The sequence below is a fragment of the Bradyrhizobium sp. C-145 genome (genome assembly GCF_023375135.1).
Lineage (GTDB): Bacteria > Pseudomonadota > Alphaproteobacteria > Rhizobiales > Xanthobacteraceae > Bradyrhizobium > Bradyrhizobium zhanjiangense.
The window spans coordinates 6,750,744-6,766,714 of sequence record NZ_CP088150.1 but is presented as its reverse complement, the minus strand read 5'-3'; the positions used below and the strand labels follow the sequence as shown (position 1 = coordinate 6,766,714).

General features: G+C 59.6%; 7 protein-coding genes and 10 pseudogenes. 15 read left to right on the top strand and 2 right to left on the bottom strand.

Features of this window, described 5'->3' with window-relative positions; all coding sequences use genetic code 11:
* Positions 1 to 7: 7 nt before the first annotated feature.
* From LRP30_RS31875 to LRP30_RS31865, 3 pseudogenes are all read left to right on the top strand, one after another.
* Positions 8 to 586, top strand: a pseudogene (locus LRP30_RS31875) (IS630 family transposase); the annotation flags it as partial.
* Positions 587 to 1,262: 676 nt separating this feature from the next.
* Positions 1,263 to 1,582 (top strand): annotated as a pseudogene (locus LRP30_RS31870) (integrase core domain-containing protein); the annotation flags it as partial.
* A gap of 454 nt (positions 1,583 to 2,036) precedes the next feature.
* Positions 2,037 to 3,093, top strand: a pseudogene (locus tag LRP30_RS31865) (IS630 family transposase).
* A gap of 3 nt (positions 3,094 to 3,096) precedes the next feature.
* Here LRP30_RS31865 and LRP30_RS31860 read toward each other — a convergent pair.
* Positions 3,097 to 3,924, bottom strand: a complete 828-nt coding sequence (locus LRP30_RS31860) for a 3-keto-5-aminohexanoate cleavage protein (RefSeq protein ID WP_249757361.1) — start codon at positions 3,922 to 3,924, stop codon at positions 3,097 to 3,099.
* Between the two features lie 866 nt (positions 3,925 to 4,790).
* Between LRP30_RS31860 and LRP30_RS31855 the strand changes: the two are divergent.
* The 8 genes and pseudogenes from LRP30_RS31855 to LRP30_RS31815 all read left to right on the top strand — a co-directional run.
* Positions 4,791 to 5,079, top strand: a pseudogene (locus LRP30_RS31855) (phage integrase N-terminal SAM-like domain-containing protein); the annotation flags it as partial.
* Between the two features lie 620 nt (positions 5,080 to 5,699).
* Positions 5,700 to 6,065, top strand: a pseudogene (locus tag LRP30_RS31850) (IS5 family transposase); the annotation flags it as partial.
* A 77-nt stretch (positions 6,066 to 6,142) separates the two neighbouring features.
* Positions 6,143 to 7,040: pseudogene (locus LRP30_RS31845) on the top strand (IS256 family transposase); the annotation flags it as partial.
* Between the two features lie 1,076 nt (positions 7,041 to 8,116).
* Positions 8,117 to 8,248: pseudogene (locus tag LRP30_RS31840) on the top strand (transposase); the annotation flags it as partial.
* Positions 8,249 to 8,600: 352 nt separating this feature from the next.
* On the top strand, positions 8,601 to 9,113 hold the full coding sequence (locus LRP30_RS31835) for a transporter substrate-binding domain-containing protein (RefSeq protein ID WP_249757360.1): 513 nt from the start codon (positions 8,601 to 8,603) through the stop codon (positions 9,111 to 9,113).
* Positions 9,110 to 9,541 carry a heme-binding protein gene (locus tag LRP30_RS31830; protein ID WP_249757359.1) on the top strand — a complete coding sequence of 144 codons (432 nt, stop codon included), beginning with the start codon at positions 9,110 to 9,112 and terminating at the stop codon, positions 9,539 to 9,541. The genes LRP30_RS31835 and LRP30_RS31830 overlap by 4 nt, the downstream gene beginning before the upstream one ends.
* A 479-nt stretch (positions 9,542 to 10,020) precedes the next feature.
* Positions 10,021 to 10,902: pseudogene (locus tag LRP30_RS45190) on the top strand (site-specific integrase).
* A 9-nt stretch (positions 10,903 to 10,911) separates the two neighbouring features.
* Positions 10,912 to 12,068, top strand: a pseudogene (locus LRP30_RS31815) (IS91 family transposase); the annotation flags it as partial.
* A 174-nt stretch (positions 12,069 to 12,242) separates the two neighbouring features.
* Here LRP30_RS31815 and LRP30_RS31810 read toward each other — a convergent pair.
* Positions 12,243 to 12,368, bottom strand: a pseudogene (locus tag LRP30_RS31810) (transposase); the annotation flags it as partial.
* 688 nt (positions 12,369 to 13,056) lie between these two features.
* On the opposite strand from LRP30_RS31810, the gene LRP30_RS31805 reads away from it, so the two are divergent.
* The 4 genes from LRP30_RS31805 to LRP30_RS31790 all read left to right on the top strand — a co-directional run bounded on the left by LRP30_RS31805 (position 13,057) and on the right by LRP30_RS31790 (position 15,775).
* A complete protein-coding gene (locus LRP30_RS31805; RefSeq protein ID WP_249757358.1) occupies positions 13,057 to 13,248 on the top strand; it encodes a heme-binding protein in 192 nt (63 codons plus the stop codon).
* Positions 13,249 to 13,860: 612 nt separating this feature from the next.
* Entirely contained in the window at positions 13,861 to 15,024 is a 1,164-nt protein-coding gene (locus LRP30_RS31800; protein ID WP_249757357.1) for a CoA transferase, read from the top strand.
* Complete coding sequence (locus tag LRP30_RS31795) at positions 15,021 to 15,344, top strand: hypothetical protein (RefSeq protein ID WP_249757356.1); 324 nt, start codon at positions 15,021 to 15,023, stop codon at positions 15,342 to 15,344. The genes LRP30_RS31800 and LRP30_RS31795 overlap by 4 nt, the downstream gene beginning before the upstream one ends.
* The gene (locus tag LRP30_RS31790; RefSeq protein ID WP_249757355.1) at positions 15,341 to 15,775 is read left to right on the top strand and encodes an MBL fold metallo-hydrolase; all 435 of its coding nucleotides are present in this window, start codon (positions 15,341 to 15,343) and stop codon (positions 15,773 to 15,775) included. Before LRP30_RS31795 ends, LRP30_RS31790 begins: the two co-directional genes overlap by 4 nt.
* The last annotated feature ends 196 nt before the right edge of the window (positions 15,776 to 15,971 follow it).

The following is a 15,971-nucleotide window of genomic DNA, read 5'->3' as shown; positions in this document are numbered from 1 at the left end:
CGCCATGGTTTACGTCGCCCCGCCGGCGAGGGCCATTGTGCTATGCGTGGACGAGAAGCCCTCGATCCAGGCTTTGGAACGAGGGCAGGGCTATCTGAAGTTGCCCAATGGCCGCGCCTTGACCGGCCAGAGCCACGACTACAAGCGGCATGGCACGACGACACTATTTGCAGCGCTCGAAGTCACCACCGGAAAGATCATCGCAACGCATTCAAAACGCCGTCGCCGCGTCGAATTTCTCGACTTCATGAACAGCGTCACCAAGGCTTATCCGGGCCGCCAGCATCACGTCATCCTCGACAATCTCAACACTCATAAAAAGAACGAGGGCTGGCTCAAGGCCCATCCCAACGTGCAATTTCATTTCACGCCGACAAGTGCGTCATGGCTCAATCAGGTCGAAGTATGGTTTTCGATCTTATAGGGGCAGTCGCTCAGCGGCACTCCCTTCACGAGCCTCAAGCAGCTTCAGGAACGCATCGATGCCTACGTCAACGCATACAACGACAGAGCCGAACCCTTCGTCTGGACCAAGAAAAAGGTCCGTCAACGCCGTTTCAAAGGTCGCCGTATCACTCAGCTCTGATTCCGGGTACTAGAGTGGCCACCGTCGCATGCTGCGCCTCAAGCGCGATCTTCGCTTCAGCCACGTCAATCTTCCGTCTCGTCTTATTCTCCGTTCCGTCGGTTGCGACGGAGCGGCCCAAAATCCAATTAGTCAACCAGTCCAATTTTCGGGGGCTCACCAACCTGAAAGCACACTTGCGAAAAGTCGCCGAGCTTCGGCGGTTGGTGGGACGCGATCGGGCGCATCATCGACACGTGCACGCCAACAGAATCTAAAAGCGACTTCGCCGCTGCCGGCTATTTGCAATCTGATCGGCTAACGCTCTACAGTGAATGACTCTCGCGATGCCGATGCGATCGTCGAAGCGGCGATCCGCCCCACCGTGCGCTTCGTCAAATCCAAGAGAGAAGAATAGCTGGGTAATCAAACACGAGGCTCCTGATCTGATTGGTCAACGAGGTGCGTGCGCCAACCAAACGGTCGCGTACTCGATGTGGCAGGACTCTGCACCGCCGCATCGCGGTGACGCCCAGTCGCCAACGATGGCCCAGACCGAGGACCAGTCCGGGGCTGACAGACATTTCCGGTATCGGAGCGCTGAAAGCCACCGCACTCTTGGCCGGGTGGCAGCGCGGCCACTTTGGCTAAGGGCGAACCTCGCCGCACGGTTGGGGCTTGAACCCTGCCAGGCCACGTCACGCGCGTCATGACCGACAATGGCAGTTGCTACCAGTCGTTCGCCTTCCGCGACGCCGCGTGCCGGGACCTGGGCATCAAGCACATCCGCACTAAGCCTTACACGCCCAGAACAAACGGCAAGGCCGAGCGCTTTATTCAGACCGCGCTTAGGGAATGGGCTTATGCCAAAGCCTATCCTCAGATCGGCGCGCCGAAGAGCTGCTGATCTGGCTGCATCAATACAACTGGCATCGGCCCCATGGTGGTATAGACTCACAAACGCCGATCAGCAGACTTGGGTTGAGCAAAGACAACCTCTTGAGGCTCCACACCTAGATTAGCACCGCGATTCGCCGCACCTTCGCTGACCAAGAGCGACACGGCGGTCGAAGCCTGGCTGCCGGCGTTTCTCGCCCGCGCTGTCCCAGCATCGCCGTCGTCGCCTTAGCCGCAAAGGTGGCGCACGGTCTGCGCGCTGCTCCAATACGGTCGGACTTATCAGGGCGAGCCGATAACGGCGTCACGAACCTACGTCCGGAGAATAATACTTCGCCGGCTTCTGTTCCACGTACTCACGTTTCGGTCGTGTCGTTTGATTACAATTACTCCTACATCGCGATCTCAAGGGCAGTTGCCGTTCACCCGCAGAATGCTTGCTTTCCGCTAAACTAGTGTCCCAAGTCACTGGCAGACTGGAGGCTGCAACAGCGACGGAGAATCCGATGGCGACCGAGCGACTTGCGCCTTGATATTGAGCGATGATGAGCGTGCTGAACTTCAGTGGCTGACAATGCGGCGCAAGACGGCGCAGGCGTAGGCTCTCAAAGCCCGGATCGTGCTGACCTGTGCGGAAGGCGGTCAAAAACAAGGAAGCGGCGGCCAAGCTGGGCCTGGAGCGTGGGAGGGTAGGCAAATGGCGGCGGCGCTTTGTACAGCAGCGATGGCTGGGCTGCACGATGAGCCGCGCTCGGGCGCACCGCGCACCAGTGACGATGGTCGCATCAAAGCCGTGATCGTGATGACGCTGGAAAGCTGCCCCGAGAACGCCACTCATTGGAGTTCCCGCGGTATGGCAAAGTCCAGCAGCCTGTCGGTGTCGACGGTGCAACGTATCCGGCGAGCCTTCGCGCTCCAGCCGCACCGGGTAGAGACATTCAAGCTCTCGACCGATCCGAACTTCGTGGCCAAAGTGCGCGACGTCGTCGGCCTTTTCTCGCCGCCGACACACGCCATCGTTCTGTGTGTAGACGAAAAGTTTCAAATCCAGGCGCTGAACCGCATTCAGTCGATGTTGCCGATGCGTCCCGGCCAGCCGACCCGAAGGAGCCACGATTACAAAAGACACGGGACCACGTCGCTGTTCGCCGCTCGCGACATTGCGACCGGTCGGGTTACCGGCAAGTGCTACGGACGGCACCGCACCGCCGAGTTCCGCAAGTTCTTGGACGAGATCGAGGCCGCTGTGCCGCGCCAACTCGTCATGGATAACTAAGCCACCCATAAGATCCCGCTGATCCGGAATGGCTGGCTAAATGGCCGCGCTGGCATGTCCACCTGATCACGATCAGTTCGTCATGGCTCAATCAGGTCGAGCGCTTCTTCGCGCTTCTTACCGATAAGAAGATCAGGCGCGGCGTCGATCGCAGCGTAGCCGCCCTCAGGGTGGACATCGCCTTTCATTTGAACGACACAATGCTGATCCTAAGCCGTTCCGGTGGACCAAGTCAGCCGATGATATCCTTGCTTCCATCGAGCGCTACTGCCGTTACAATGCCCCAGACAACACGCCGCTATGTTGCGAACTTCTGGTTCAGGACACTAGCGTCATTCAGAGCACTTCCGACTGAGCGCTAGTTCGATAAACGAAACGCGGCTCTCGCCTCTTGCGGCTTAGCGGGCCGTGCATCGTGCTGCGCGCAAAGCCTGACGGCGATCTCGACGAGCTCCGCGTTGCTGCCAGCGAGTCGATCTTTGCTGATGCGAATATTGTCCTCCAGACCCGTGCGAACCCCATCGGCACCGCGAGCCAACGCCCAATTCATGACCGAGTTCTGGTGGCGACCAATCCCTGCTGCTGTCCACGTTGCTTTGGGAAGGACACGCTTGAGCTCGCCCACAAGGATGTCGAGCAAATGCTCTTTTGCCGGCATCGCGTTCTGAATGCCCATGACGAATTGAACGTGGGGGCAATCGTCGATGAGTCCTTGATCAACCAGCCGACGTGCACCGTGGATATGGGACAAATCGAAAATTTCGATTTCTGGTCGGACGCCCCATTTCCGCATCTGGGTCGCTAGATCCTTGATCAACGCAGCTGAGTTCTCATACACAATTGTCGGAAAGTTTACCGAACCAGTCGAGAGCGAGCCCATATCCGGCTTGAGATAAAGGGCACTTCCGCGCGCGCTCGGATCTCGACCGCGCCCCCCCGTCGAAAATTGCACGATTATCCCTGGACAGTGCCGTTTAATACCTTCCTGTACTTGAGCGAAGAGCTCTGGATCTGACGAGGAGCTTTCGTCAGCGTTGCGAACGTGAAGATGTACCAGCGATGCCCCAGCCTCGAAGGCCGCGTGTGTCGACTCGATTTGTTCGGCGACCGACACCGGCAAGGCGGCATTGTCGCGCTTGCGTGGAACCGACCCCGTTATTGCGACTGCAATGACAACTGATCTCATGCACCCTTCCTTTCGTTAGCTTTGTCCTTCGCACTCTGCCTGGTTCGACAGCCTCGTAGGTTATCTGCGGGCCGATCCGGCTCCGCAATGTTGTAGTTCCCGTTGGTTGCCAGAGTTCGATTGTGGTGTTCGTTATGGCTGCGCCGCTCTTTTTTTACACGACCTAAATGAGCGTTGGGAGCGTTGGTCTCTCGCAAAACACCATCAACTCGCCCCGGCCACAATATGGAGACTCCTTACATGAGATCCAATCTCGAAATCGTCTGCGCCGTACCTCAATGGCACCTCTCCGGAAAACGATCTTGCAAAACGATCGATCGCCGTGATCGGGGCGATCGGTTGACATTGCCCATACTGATGTTTGCCGGATCGACCTTCCCAACTCATACGCGTGATCGCCTTATGGTCCCTTGGACCGGAAAATCGTTGGCAATCCTCGCGTCCACGCAATTGGCATGCAGGTTCATGAGGGCAATGCTGCCTGGCAGTGAGGTCCGTCCAGCGAACTGCACTCTTGCCGATTCTGAGCAACAAACGTGCCAGCTTTATCAAACCCCCAAATGTGTATGCTGGGCGCCGGCCGGGCATGGGTGGGCCGCCTCCTAGTGTCAGACTTCGAACATGCTGTCCTCAACTAAACACGGTCATGCCGGATTGATTTTACTGAGGCGTCCGTGAAGAACTCCCACGCCGTTGATTTGGAATCCAGAAGCGGTGTTTTGCCGCGACCAGATTTACGGGAAAACGGGAGGTAGGATTGAACGAAGCCGCTGACGCGGCATTTGAGGAGAGTGAATAACGGCCGCCTTTCGTCTGAGAGGATCCAGGGTTCTCAGAGACCAACCCTGCAGACAGGAGGTTTTCCGATGGCCCAGATGAGCCCGCTCCGCCGCCGCATGAACAAGGACATGGCGCTCCGCAATTTGTCGCCGGCGATGCAACGATCATATCTGAGCTGGTATCGAAGTTCAGCCGATATTTTGGCCGATCGCCGGACGATCTGGGCTTGGAGAACGTTCGCGCGTTCCAAGTTCATCTGGTGGCGACGGGGATCTCATGGCCTACCCGGAACCAGATCGTCTGTGCGGGGTGATGCGCGGCCACAGTACGATCCCGGAGCGCATCGCCTACGCGCCGGAGCCACGCAAACTGCCGCGCTGCTGCAGCAAATGCCGGGATTAAGAATCAAGGCGCATGCAATCAGTTCAACCGCGTTGAGCATGCCACGCCACCACGAAATTGGAGGCTGGCGGGCTGCCGCCTCCGGAAGGTCTCCGCGATCATTTGCAATATGGAATTCCAAACCTCGGGAGAGACCTGACTCGGGATGTCAAGTCTCCCTGACCAATACTTGACATAGTGCTCCTCGCTCATGGATACTGCTTCGGTGGTACCGAGAGAAATGCAGTTTCCGTGATCAGGATATTGGTTGAGGAGCGCCTCGTACATTCCCATCTGACCGATGAGTGGAGTACGCGCCCGTCGCAGAGCCGGTGCCATGTCGCGTATCCGATTTTCGATTTCGAGTTGAAAGGCATCGGTCTGAAGATGTGCAAAGATGGTCGCAATTGTGAAGAACCCGCGAGGACGCAGGATTCGTATGCTTTCACGAAGTGCTTCGCGCGCATTCGTCAGATGGAACGACATACCATAGAGCAAACTTAATCTAGCGAAGCCTCTGCGAGCCCCGTGTGTCTCCCGACGCACTAGGGTCTGTACCTAATTAGCGAACTCTGATTCCCTCGCACCGGGTTGATTCCACGCGGGGGACTTCGATGCGCAAAGGACTGTTCTGGCTCAACGACAAGCAATGGGCTCTGATAGTGCCGCATCTGCCAACGAACCAGACCGGTCCGGTGCGCGACGACGATCGACGCATCATCAGCGGTATCATTCACATGCTTCAGTGCGGCGGACGCTGGCGCGATTGCCCGCCCGACTATGGTCCGTACACGACGATCTACAATCGTTTCAATCGCTGGGCCAAGCGCGGACATTGGCGGGCGATCTTTGAAGCGCTCGCCCGCTGCGGCAAGGACGGCGTGACTTTGTCCATCGACTCCACCACGATCAAAGCGCATCGCTCGGCGAGCGGCGGAAAAGGGGGGGAGCATGAACAAGCGATCGGCCGCTCGCGCGGACCGTGGCCACTAGCCCGGCGGATTAAGCGGGTGCACATGTCGATTGCTTCCCCACTTATGCAGCCTTCCCCAACTGCCGAAGCGTCGACATCCGCATTGTACACTTTCGAGGCCTGCTCAGGCTTTACTCACATTACGGCCGCCTGTCGCCCGCGGTGATTTCCCGGCTGACGGCGGAGTGGCAAGGCGAGTACGAGCGCTGGCAGAGGCGCGATCTGTCGGCGCGCCGATACGTGTACGTGTGGGCCGATGGCGTCTTCCTGCAGGCCCGCATGGAAGACCACGGCGAGTGCATGCTGGTGCTGATCGGCGCGACGCCGGAAGGCAAGAAGGAACTGATCGGCTTTCAGGTCGGCGTGCGGGAGAGCGCGCAGAGCTGGCGCGAGCTCCTGATCGACGTCAAGCAGCGCGGGTTGCAGATCGCGCCGGAAATTGCCGTCGGCGACGGCGCGCTCGGCTTCTGGAAGGCGCTCGACGAGGTCTTTCCCGGCACGCGGCACCAGCGATGCTGGGTGCACAAGACCGTGAATGTCCTGGACAAGGTCCCGCTCTCGGTGCAGGCCACCATGAAGAAGGATTTGCGCGAGGTCTATTGGGCGCCGAACCGGGCGTCCGCCGAAGCGGCGATCGACGTCTTTGCCGAGAAATACCGCGCCAAATACGGTCGCGCGGTCGAATGTCTGAAGGATCGCGATGCGCTGCTGGCCTTCTACGACTTTCCTGCCGAGCATTGGGATCACCTGCGCACCAGCAATCCCATCGAGAGCGTGTTCGCCACCGTGCGGCACCGGACGGTGCGCACCAAGGGTTCGTTGTCGCCGACCACCCAAGCTGATGGTGTTCAAGCTCGTCATCGCCGCATCGAAGACCTGGCGGCGGCTCAAAGGCACAAATCAGTTGCCGAAGGTTATCGCGGGTGTCAGATTCAACGACGGCATCGAGGTCATCCAAGTGCCGACAAACCACGCCGCCTGATCACCTCGTCACCCAAAATCCCGCATAGCTCAGGCGCCGGATACGGACATGCCGCCGTGCGCTACCAGATCCGCTTCGCAGTACCTCGGCGGAGGTGATCCCCAGTCATTGAATGTACGCACCGGGACTTACCGCCGTACGGCACTGGAAAGGCCCGCCCGCCGTCGGCGTCCTCCGGCTGCTGCGATCCTTACGTCGCTCAGCAGGCGATCGATCGTCGCCGCGCTCACCCTCAAAACCTTAGACCGCTCATCGGCAGAAAGCTTCAATCTGCCGTGCCGTTCAAGAGCCGGAAGCAAGAACGGGATCATCGCGACGAGCCGCTTACTGCAGAGCCGGTTAGACGCGTCCTATAGCACAATCAGTGCCATGCGAATGGAAGCTCCGTTGGTCCGGCCCCGCCGCCGCGGCACGGCCGATCCCGATGCCCCGTGCGCTGACAGCGCTCGGATCGCGTGCTTGCGATGCCATCCCGCAACGGCGCACAGCTCGTCTAGGATCCGTCCCTTCTCGAGCCGTCCGCTCGCCCGATAACGCTCGGCCAGCGCTGATGTGATCTCGCGCTTTGCGCGCATGCTGATCTTCCCTGCCATAGCCGCCACCGAACTGATTCGGCAGCTCCGCCCCAGACACGAGAGGGAAGTTGTCCGGTAACATTTTTAGCGAGGCAATGCGGAGTGCAGCTGCGCCAGCAACTGCGCCATCCGCACGTTCCTGCTTCAACGTCAATTCTTCTTCTGGTGAGCTGTCTGCACCAATCTGGACCAAGGCAGGCTTACCTTGGTACTATTCTCCTCACTCCATTTGTTGAGCAGCTGGGTCGTCATAGCACTACTACGCGTCGTGGCTACGCGTTTGCCACACAATGCATCCGGGGTCTTAAATTGATCCGCTTTCGCGCTGAGTGTAAAAATGAAGTAAGGTTCGTAAACGAAATCGATAAAACTCACCCCGGCTTTGCGCCTTTCCGGTGTATCGGTCAGCGCATCGCCGGCATCGATATCTATGCGTCGTCCTAAGCGGAGCAAAGCTGGCTAGGTCCGCGTATTTGAATCCGACCCAGTTGACTTTAGGCGAAAGTTCGAACAAACAATCAGCTTGAGCGCATCGGGAAGCAGATCCGGCGACGAACCAGCGTCGTCGGCGCCTTTCCTGACGGCCCATCGTGTTTCAATTTGGCGGCCGCACGGCTGCGACACATTGCGGGAATGGCGCGGGCGACCAATCCTACATGTACATGCGATAGCTGCAACAACTCTCCGAAACCGGAGCCATCGCCTGATCAAATCTGCGAAAGATTCTGGATTCTACCGGGCCTCGGGTTCGATCAATCCAAGTGCTTTTGCTCGTGTGCCAGAGGCGGCGATAGTTGATCACACAAAAGCTTCGCATTCTCCAGCTCAGGCGAAGAATTCCGTCCTAGCTAAGCGCCACATTCCGGATATTCGGCCGCGGAAATCCTATAGTATCAGATTTCAGAGATTTGCGGATTTATCGGATGCAAAGCCGTGGCATAAAAAACGAATGGTCAGTGGGAAGCAATCAGACTGAAGGAAATCAGTGCCTTTCAAGATCGCAATCCGCATCTCAATGAGCGGACTGAGCGCCGCGAGCCTTTCCGCCGGTGCTGCATTCGCGCAGAGTTCACCGAAGGTGATCACTGCCGGCGATCTCGTCACTTATCCGCCGTTTGCATACAAGGACCGCAATACGGGCGAATCCGGCTTCGACCGGGACATCTTCGAGGCGATGGCACAGAAGGTCGGGGCGACAGTCAAATGGGAATTCTTCAGCTGGACAGACCTGACGAGCTTCGCGCCGCTCAAGACCGGGCGAGACCTTGCCAAGCAAGCGCCTCGATCTCATCTACTGCTCATTCACGGGCTACGGCAACAGCGGCCCTCTCATGGAGCGTCCCGGCTACTCCAGATGTTGCAGTGCTTCAGCGGCATCGCCGCGATGCAGGGGCGGGTACCCGGCAGCCGCAGATCATGCTCGGTTCGATCGTGGACTATTACTCCGGCGGCAATCCCATTTGATGAACCATCCGATCACCAGGAGAAGAACGCATGACTTCAGTTTCACTACCCAGCATCGATGCCACGACCGCGCAGGCGGCCATCTCTGCCGCCGCGAATCATGCGCAGGCGCTTGGCCAGCGCATGTCGATTGCGGTTTGCGACAACGCGGGCCTGCTCAAGGCGTTCATGCGCATGGACGGCGCATCGCAGATTTCACTCGGCATCGCGCAGGACAAGGCCTACACGTCCGCCGCGACGGGCGTGCCGACGCACCGCTGGCACGACTTCATCAAGGACGATGCGCCGCTCTTGCATGGCATCGTCCATACGCCGCGGCTCGTCGTGTTCGGCGGGGGCTTTCCAGTCGTGGAGAAGGGCGCGGTTATCGGCGCGATCGGCCTGAGCGGCGGCCACTATTCGCAGGACATGGAATGCGCGCGCGCGGCGCTCGCGGCGATCGGCGCAGCTTCAACCGACTAGAATAGAGTCTTTCGAAACACGGCAAGCATATGCACTTCACACCATGAAAAGGGGCGGTCCACCAGGCTTAGGAAGCAATTCTTTCGCGCGAACCGCGCCCGTAAGGCTGAAGAATACTCCCCTCCTGCCAAGCACGAGGCCGTGGCTGCGTCGCGATCGTTTTTGCATGCTGATCCCCTATCGAGCTGATTAGGCTCGATAGGAAGGATCGAAATTATGCGCAGTCCGCCGGCCGGAAGTCATTCGAGACTCCCATGGATATAGGCTCCCGCTCCTGCGAGCTCCGCATAATCACGGGGTGTGCATAATCGAGCTTGGACTTACCCGCTTCGTAGGGGCGGAGCGGGAAGGAGGTTCTGCGGCGACGGTGCGCTTGATGGCATCGTCCAGGGCGCCGGTCGTGCATGCAAAAGAAGCTCCGACTCCGCGAGCATGGGGTGGCTGTTTGCAGTCCATTCCATCGGACACAGGAGTTCGTCATGACTCGACTTCGCCAGCGCATGCGGGAGGACATGCAGGTTCGCAACCTCCCGCTCGACACCCAGCTCTCGTACCTACAACAGGTGTCGTTTGTTCGCCCGCTACTTCCGCAAGTCGCCGGACTTGCTCGGGCGCGAGGACATTCGGACCTATCAGGTTTATCTGACCACGAGAAGAAGCTGTCGCCTGGTTAGATCCACACGGCCATTGCCGCGCTGCGTTTTCTCTACAGTGTGACGCTCGAAAGGGACTGGGCGCCCTGAAGAGGTCGTCCCACCTCCCAAGAAGCCGCAGAAGCTGTCGAATCCTGAGCCCCGAGAAATTCTGCAGTTCCTCGGCTGCGTCCTCGACGTCAAACACAATGCCGTCCTGACCTCGTGCTATGCCGCCGGCTTGCGCATCTCGGAAACGGTGCAGCTGAAGCTCACGGACATCGACAGCCAGACAATGGTCATCCGGGTCGAGCAGGGCAAAGGCCAGAAGGGATCGCTATGTGATGCTGTCGCCCAAGCTCTTGGAGATCCTGCACAACTATTGGAAGGTGCGCCGGCCAAACGCGTGGCTCTTCCCCGGGGATCGCGCCCACCGGGCGATCACCAGGGATGCGGTAGGACAAGCCTGCGCGAAAGCGCGCGACCTCTCCGGCTTGTCTAAACCGGTCACGCCGCACAGTTTGCGGCACGCTCTCGCCGTCCACTTATTGGAGGCCGGCGCCGACGTGCCCACCATTCAACTGCTGCTCGGTCACCGCAGCCTCGCGACCAACCGCCCATTATCTGCGCATTGCCACCAACAAGGTCTGCGCCACGTCGAGCCCCTTCGAGCTCTTGCCGCGTCCGGCGCCCGCCCTGCCGCCGACCGCCAAGCCGCAATACTTCTGAACGCGCGGGATGGCCCGCTTGGGGCCGGAATTGGCGGACATATTCCGCCGCTACGGCGATGCTTATCGTGCCCATCACGACGCGCAGCTGTCGACCGCCCGGCGTCGCGTCATGACGGCAATCGAGTTGTGCCGGACCGCCGCGCTCGGCGGGCATGTTGAGCAGTGCGATCACTGCGGCCATAGCCGCATCGCGTTCAACAGCTGCCGCGACAGACATTGCCCTCGCTGCCAGTCGCTGGTCCGCGCACAGTGGCTGGAGGATCGTCGCGCAGAACTCCTCGACACACAATATTTCACGTGGTCTTCACGCTGGCCTGTGACATAGCCGCCATCGCCTATCAGAACAGGGAGCTCGTCTACGGCCTACTCTTCCGTGCTGCGGCCGAGACCCTGCGCACCATCGCTGCCGATCGCAAGCATCTGGGCGCCGAGATCGGCTTCTTCGGCGTGCTGCACACCTGGGCCAGAACCTGCTTCATCATCCGCATCTGCATTGTGTGGTCGTGGGCGGCGGCCTGTCGCGCGACGGCAATCGATGGATCACCTGCAAGCCCGGCTTCTTCCTCCCGGTCCGGGTGCTCCCACGTCTGTTCCGACGACTGTTTCTGAAGCACTTGGAGAAAGCCTTCGCGGCCGGTCAATTGCAGTTCTTCGCCGTCCTCGATTCCTTGCGTGAGCACGACGCCTTCCGGCGCTATTTGGCGCCCGTTCGAAAGGCCGGAATGGGTGGCCTACGCCAAGCCGCCTTTCGGCGGACGCGAACAGGTCCTCGATTACGTCGGCCGCTACACGCACCGCGTCGCCATCTCCAACAACCGCGTCATCGACATCGAGGATGGCGCCGTTCGTTTCCGCTGGAAGGACTATCGGCACGGCAATCGGCAAAAGGACATGACCCTCTCAGCGGAAGAGTTCATCCGCCGCTTCCTGCTTCACGTCCTGCCCGTGGGCTTCCATCGCATCCGTTATTACGGCTTCCTCGGCAATGGGCATCGCGCGCAGAAGCCTGCCCACTGCCGCGACCTGCTCGGCATGCCGCTTGCCGAGCTGTCGGTCGACCCGTCCGAAAAGGATTATCGCGACCGTTGCGAGGATCTTACCGAGCATTCCCTGAGAGAATCTCCAGCCTGTCACCAAGGGCAGATGATCATCATCGAAATCTTCGACGGTGGCACCGGACCCCCGCCGTACCGAGACACCTCATGGAGGAGCGCTCCGCTTTCGTCGTCACCGCATCGCACGGGCCGTTCGGCGGGAAGCCGAGCCGAGCCCGCAAAGGTGTGCGCCATCGCACCTGCGCAGCCTTCCCGGCAAGGCGCCGCGCCGGTCCTCGCTGGGTTCGTAGAGCTTGCCAAATCCACAATAGGCATAAGCCTGCAAAATACCGACATACGAGGCGAGATGGCGCTGCGGGTGTTCGCCTTTTCGGTCGCGTGAGTAGTAGAAGACCGCCGGAGGCGCCGCGCGCGGGGAAAGCAACATGATATCGGTTGCGGCCCCTGCAATCGCCGCCTCCACAACCACATCCGCGCCAGCGCCAAGCCTGTTCATAGGCACGGCCTCAATGAACGCCCATAGCGACCGCCTGTGCCGGCCTGCTTAGTCCAACACGCTTTTAGCTTACCGTCGCGATCCATCGCAGCGTGCTATCGCTTTCCGCCTTTTCTGCGCGACGCCAAGCTAAAAACGCTCTGCATTATGTAAATCTCTACATAAGCGCGACGATCGGCGCTTCGGCGGTCGTGCACCGATCTATCGAAGTGCGGGCATGATCCTGGAGGCCGGCTGCTGGGCCAGACCGCCGAGCGCGGCGCAGGTACCAGCGGCTCGGACGTCTACGACATGATGCTGCACGCCGACTTACTCGGGGATCTGGCGAAGAGAGCGGTCGCTCGCTTACGTGGCGCCGCGCGTGCCCATGTTTCATTCCGACCTGGGCTCGGCTGCGGTTGCGCCGTACGGGGCACGGCATACCCGCCGCAATCGACGGCGGTCACGAAGCTGGTAATGTCATTTGACGAACGATGCGACAACCAGAAGTCTGCATGACTTCAGTGTCACAGCCCAGCATCGACGCCGCGACCGCACAGGCGGCCATCTCTGCCGCCGCGCAGCATGCGCAGGCTCATGGTCTGCGCATGTCGATTGCGGTATGCGACACGCTAGCCTGCTCAAGGCATTCATGCTCCTGGACGGCGCATCGCAGATGTCGCTCAGCATCGCGCAGGACAAGGCCTACACGTCCGCCGCGACCGGCGTGCCGACGCACCGCTGGCACGACTTCATCAAGGGCCATGCGCCGCTCTTGCATGGCATTGTCCATTCGCCGCGGCTTGTCGTCTAGCGGTGCGCCGCTGCGAGCGCGGACCGAATCCATCCCTGCTGGGTGCGGTCGATGCCGTCCCGTCGCGACACGACTTTGGCGGTTTCCCGCATACTCATGCAAATGGCCGGCATTTTCTCCGCCAAACCAGGGTCCTGCGCGCGCCAGTTTATTGGCGTGGTCGTTCTGGACCACCTAGATCGACTCCAGTCCGCCTGCGACAACCGCCGACATTCCATCGGCGGATTGCCCGTTTGGCTCGGCGTCGTTTGCACAAATCCTTCGCAAATACCTAGTCTACGCACGAATTTGGCTCCGAAGGCGAGGTATAAGCAGTGAACAATCGCAAAAAGATCGTTAGGATCTAACCAAACTGATCAGCAACCTTAGGAATTTGGAAGCCTCGCATGCCTCAGACCTTTCGAGACGCTAAGTGCTATCGCTCGATACTCTTCGTTTGCGATGGATGTGCGTAATCATGCACAAGCGGCGGGGATTTCCGTTGGCGATATTTCCGCAATCGAGTTGCCCTCATACTGAGCAAGACGTCTGATGACTTCGCTCGTAAGAGTCGCGCGAGCGCTTTCGAAAAAGTCTGTACGAATCAAATCTAACCGAATCTGAGAGACGAGCATGGCTGAAGCCCTTGAAGGAATAGTTGTTCTGGATCTCACCGCGTACCTCGCGGGCCCTTATGGGTGCGCCGTGCTGGGCGACGTGGGGGCCGATGTCATCAAGATCGAACCGCCTGGCGGCGACAACACGCGGCAATATCCGTCGACCCTGGAAGAGTGCCGCGCCTTCCTCGGCGCGAATCGGAACAAGCGCTCGATCGTCATCGACCTAAAAAGCGCCGAGGGCAAGAAAGCGTTTTATCGGCTGGTGGAGAAGGCGGATGTCGTTGTGCAGAACTTCCGCCCCCGAGTCGCGCCCTCGCTGGGCATCGACTACGAGACGCTGAAAGCCAAGAAGCCCGACCTCATCTACTGCTCGTTCTCGGGCTTTGGGGATACCGGGCCGCTGAAGGACCACCCGGGCTACGACCAGATGCTGCAGTGCTTCAGCGGTGTCGCCGCGATGCAGGGGATCGACACGGGTGAGCCGCAGATCATGAACGGCTCGATCATCGACTACTACTCGGCTGCCATGGTCACGGTCTCGATCCTGTCGGCGCTGGTGCATCGACTTCGCACGGGCGAAGGGCAGCATGTGAAGGCCTCGCTTCTTCGCTCCGCTATCGCGATGCAGGCCGGGCAGTTCATCTGGGCCGACAGCGAGCCGCGCGATGTGAACCGCTGGTGGGGTTCGAGCTACTCGGGCATCTACCCGACCAAGGAAGGCTACTTCTACCTCCAGGCAACGACCGCGGGCTTCTGGAAGGCCCTGTGCGAATTCCTTGGCTTTCCGGAGCTGGGCGAACACCCGGACTACGACACGCTCAAGAAGCGCACCGCGATCAAGGACAAGATCCGCCCGCTGATCAAGGAGGCGCTGATGAAGCGCACCGCGCGCGAATGGGAAGAGTTGATGATGGGCAAGGTGCCTTCCATCGCCGTGCGGCCCATCGAGGACATGTTCGACCATCCGCAGGTACTGGCCGAAGAACTCGTCGTTGAGCTCGATCATCCGCGCATCGGTAAGTACCGCACCGCCGGCAAGGCGGTGAAGATGGGCAAGGGCGGAAGCCCCATCCGTCGAGCCCCCCTGCTTGGCGAACACACCAACGAAGTCTTGGCTGGCTTTGGGTTTCAAGTCGATGAGATCGCGTCGCTGCGCGAGAAAAAGGCGGTCGCATGAGGACGCAGTATTTCGGTGATATTCGCGTGGACTCGATCCCCGAATTTGAATTCGCTGTCGAGGGCAGCTGGTTCCTCAAAGGCATAACGACTGAAATCATCGCCGAGCACGAGCATTGGCTGGGTTCGCGGCTTGTGGAGCCTGGCACTCGTAGGCTCAAGATGCTTTCGCATTCGTACCTGATCCGTACGCCGCATCACACGATCCTATTCGACACCTGTTGCGGCAATCATAAGGATGTGCCGGGCCTGCCCTGGCACCAGCTGCGCACGCCATTTCTGGAGAATCTCGCGCGGGCTGGCGTGCAGCCGAGGACGTGAACTACGTGATGTGCTCGCATCTTCATGGCGACCACTACGGCTGGAACACGCGACTCAAGGATGGTAAATGGGTTCCCACTTTTCCGAACGCACGCTACCTTATCAGCAGGGGCGAATACGAGTTTTGGCGAAACGATATTGAATCGGGAACGGCGCATCCGATGAGAAAGCAGCCGTGGACAGAAAGCATGCTGCCCATCATTGAGCACGGCTTGGCGACCTTCGTCGAAGGCACCTATGGTTTCGAGAAAGAAATGCCGGACGAGGTCCGCTACATGCCGCTACATGGGCACACCAAACATCACTGCGGGCTCTACATCCGGCACGGACCAAAGGACGCAATATTCCCCGGAGACGGCATCGAGCACGCGATTCAGCTGGCGCGGCCGGACATTGTAGGCGCTATGACCCCGCGGCCGCAACCCAGGTAATTCACGACTTGATCGCTCGGTGCATCGACACCCCAACGAAACTGTTGACGGCTCACCTTCCGTCGCCGACTGCCAGCCAAATAGTGAGCGAAGCCGGGAAGGTCCGTTTCAAATTCGACCCTGAGTAAACAAGATACCCCTTATCAACAACCAGCACCAACGCTGCGGTCTCCAGACGTCAATGACCAGGCTGTTC

Bases quoted from the DNA above. Each gene is read 5' to 3' on its own strand.
- LRP30_RS31860 (WP_249757361.1), bottom strand. From the start codon at position 3,924: ATGAGATCAGTTGTCATTGCAGTCGCAATAACGGGGTCGGTTCCACGC.
- LRP30_RS31800 (WP_249757357.1), top strand. From the start codon at position 13,861: ATGGCTGAAGCCCTTGAAGGAATAGTTGTTCTGGATCTCACCGCGTAC.
- LRP30_RS31795 (WP_249757356.1), top strand. From the start codon at position 15,021: ATGAGGACGCAGTATTTCGGTGATATTCGCGTGGACTCGATCCCCGAA.
- LRP30_RS31805 (WP_249757358.1), top strand. From the start codon at position 13,057: ATGCGACACGCTAGCCTGCTCAAGGCATTCATGCTCCTGGACGGCGCA.
- LRP30_RS31830 (WP_249757359.1), top strand. From the start codon at position 9,110: ATGACTTCAGTTTCACTACCCAGCATCGATGCCACGACCGCGCAGGCG.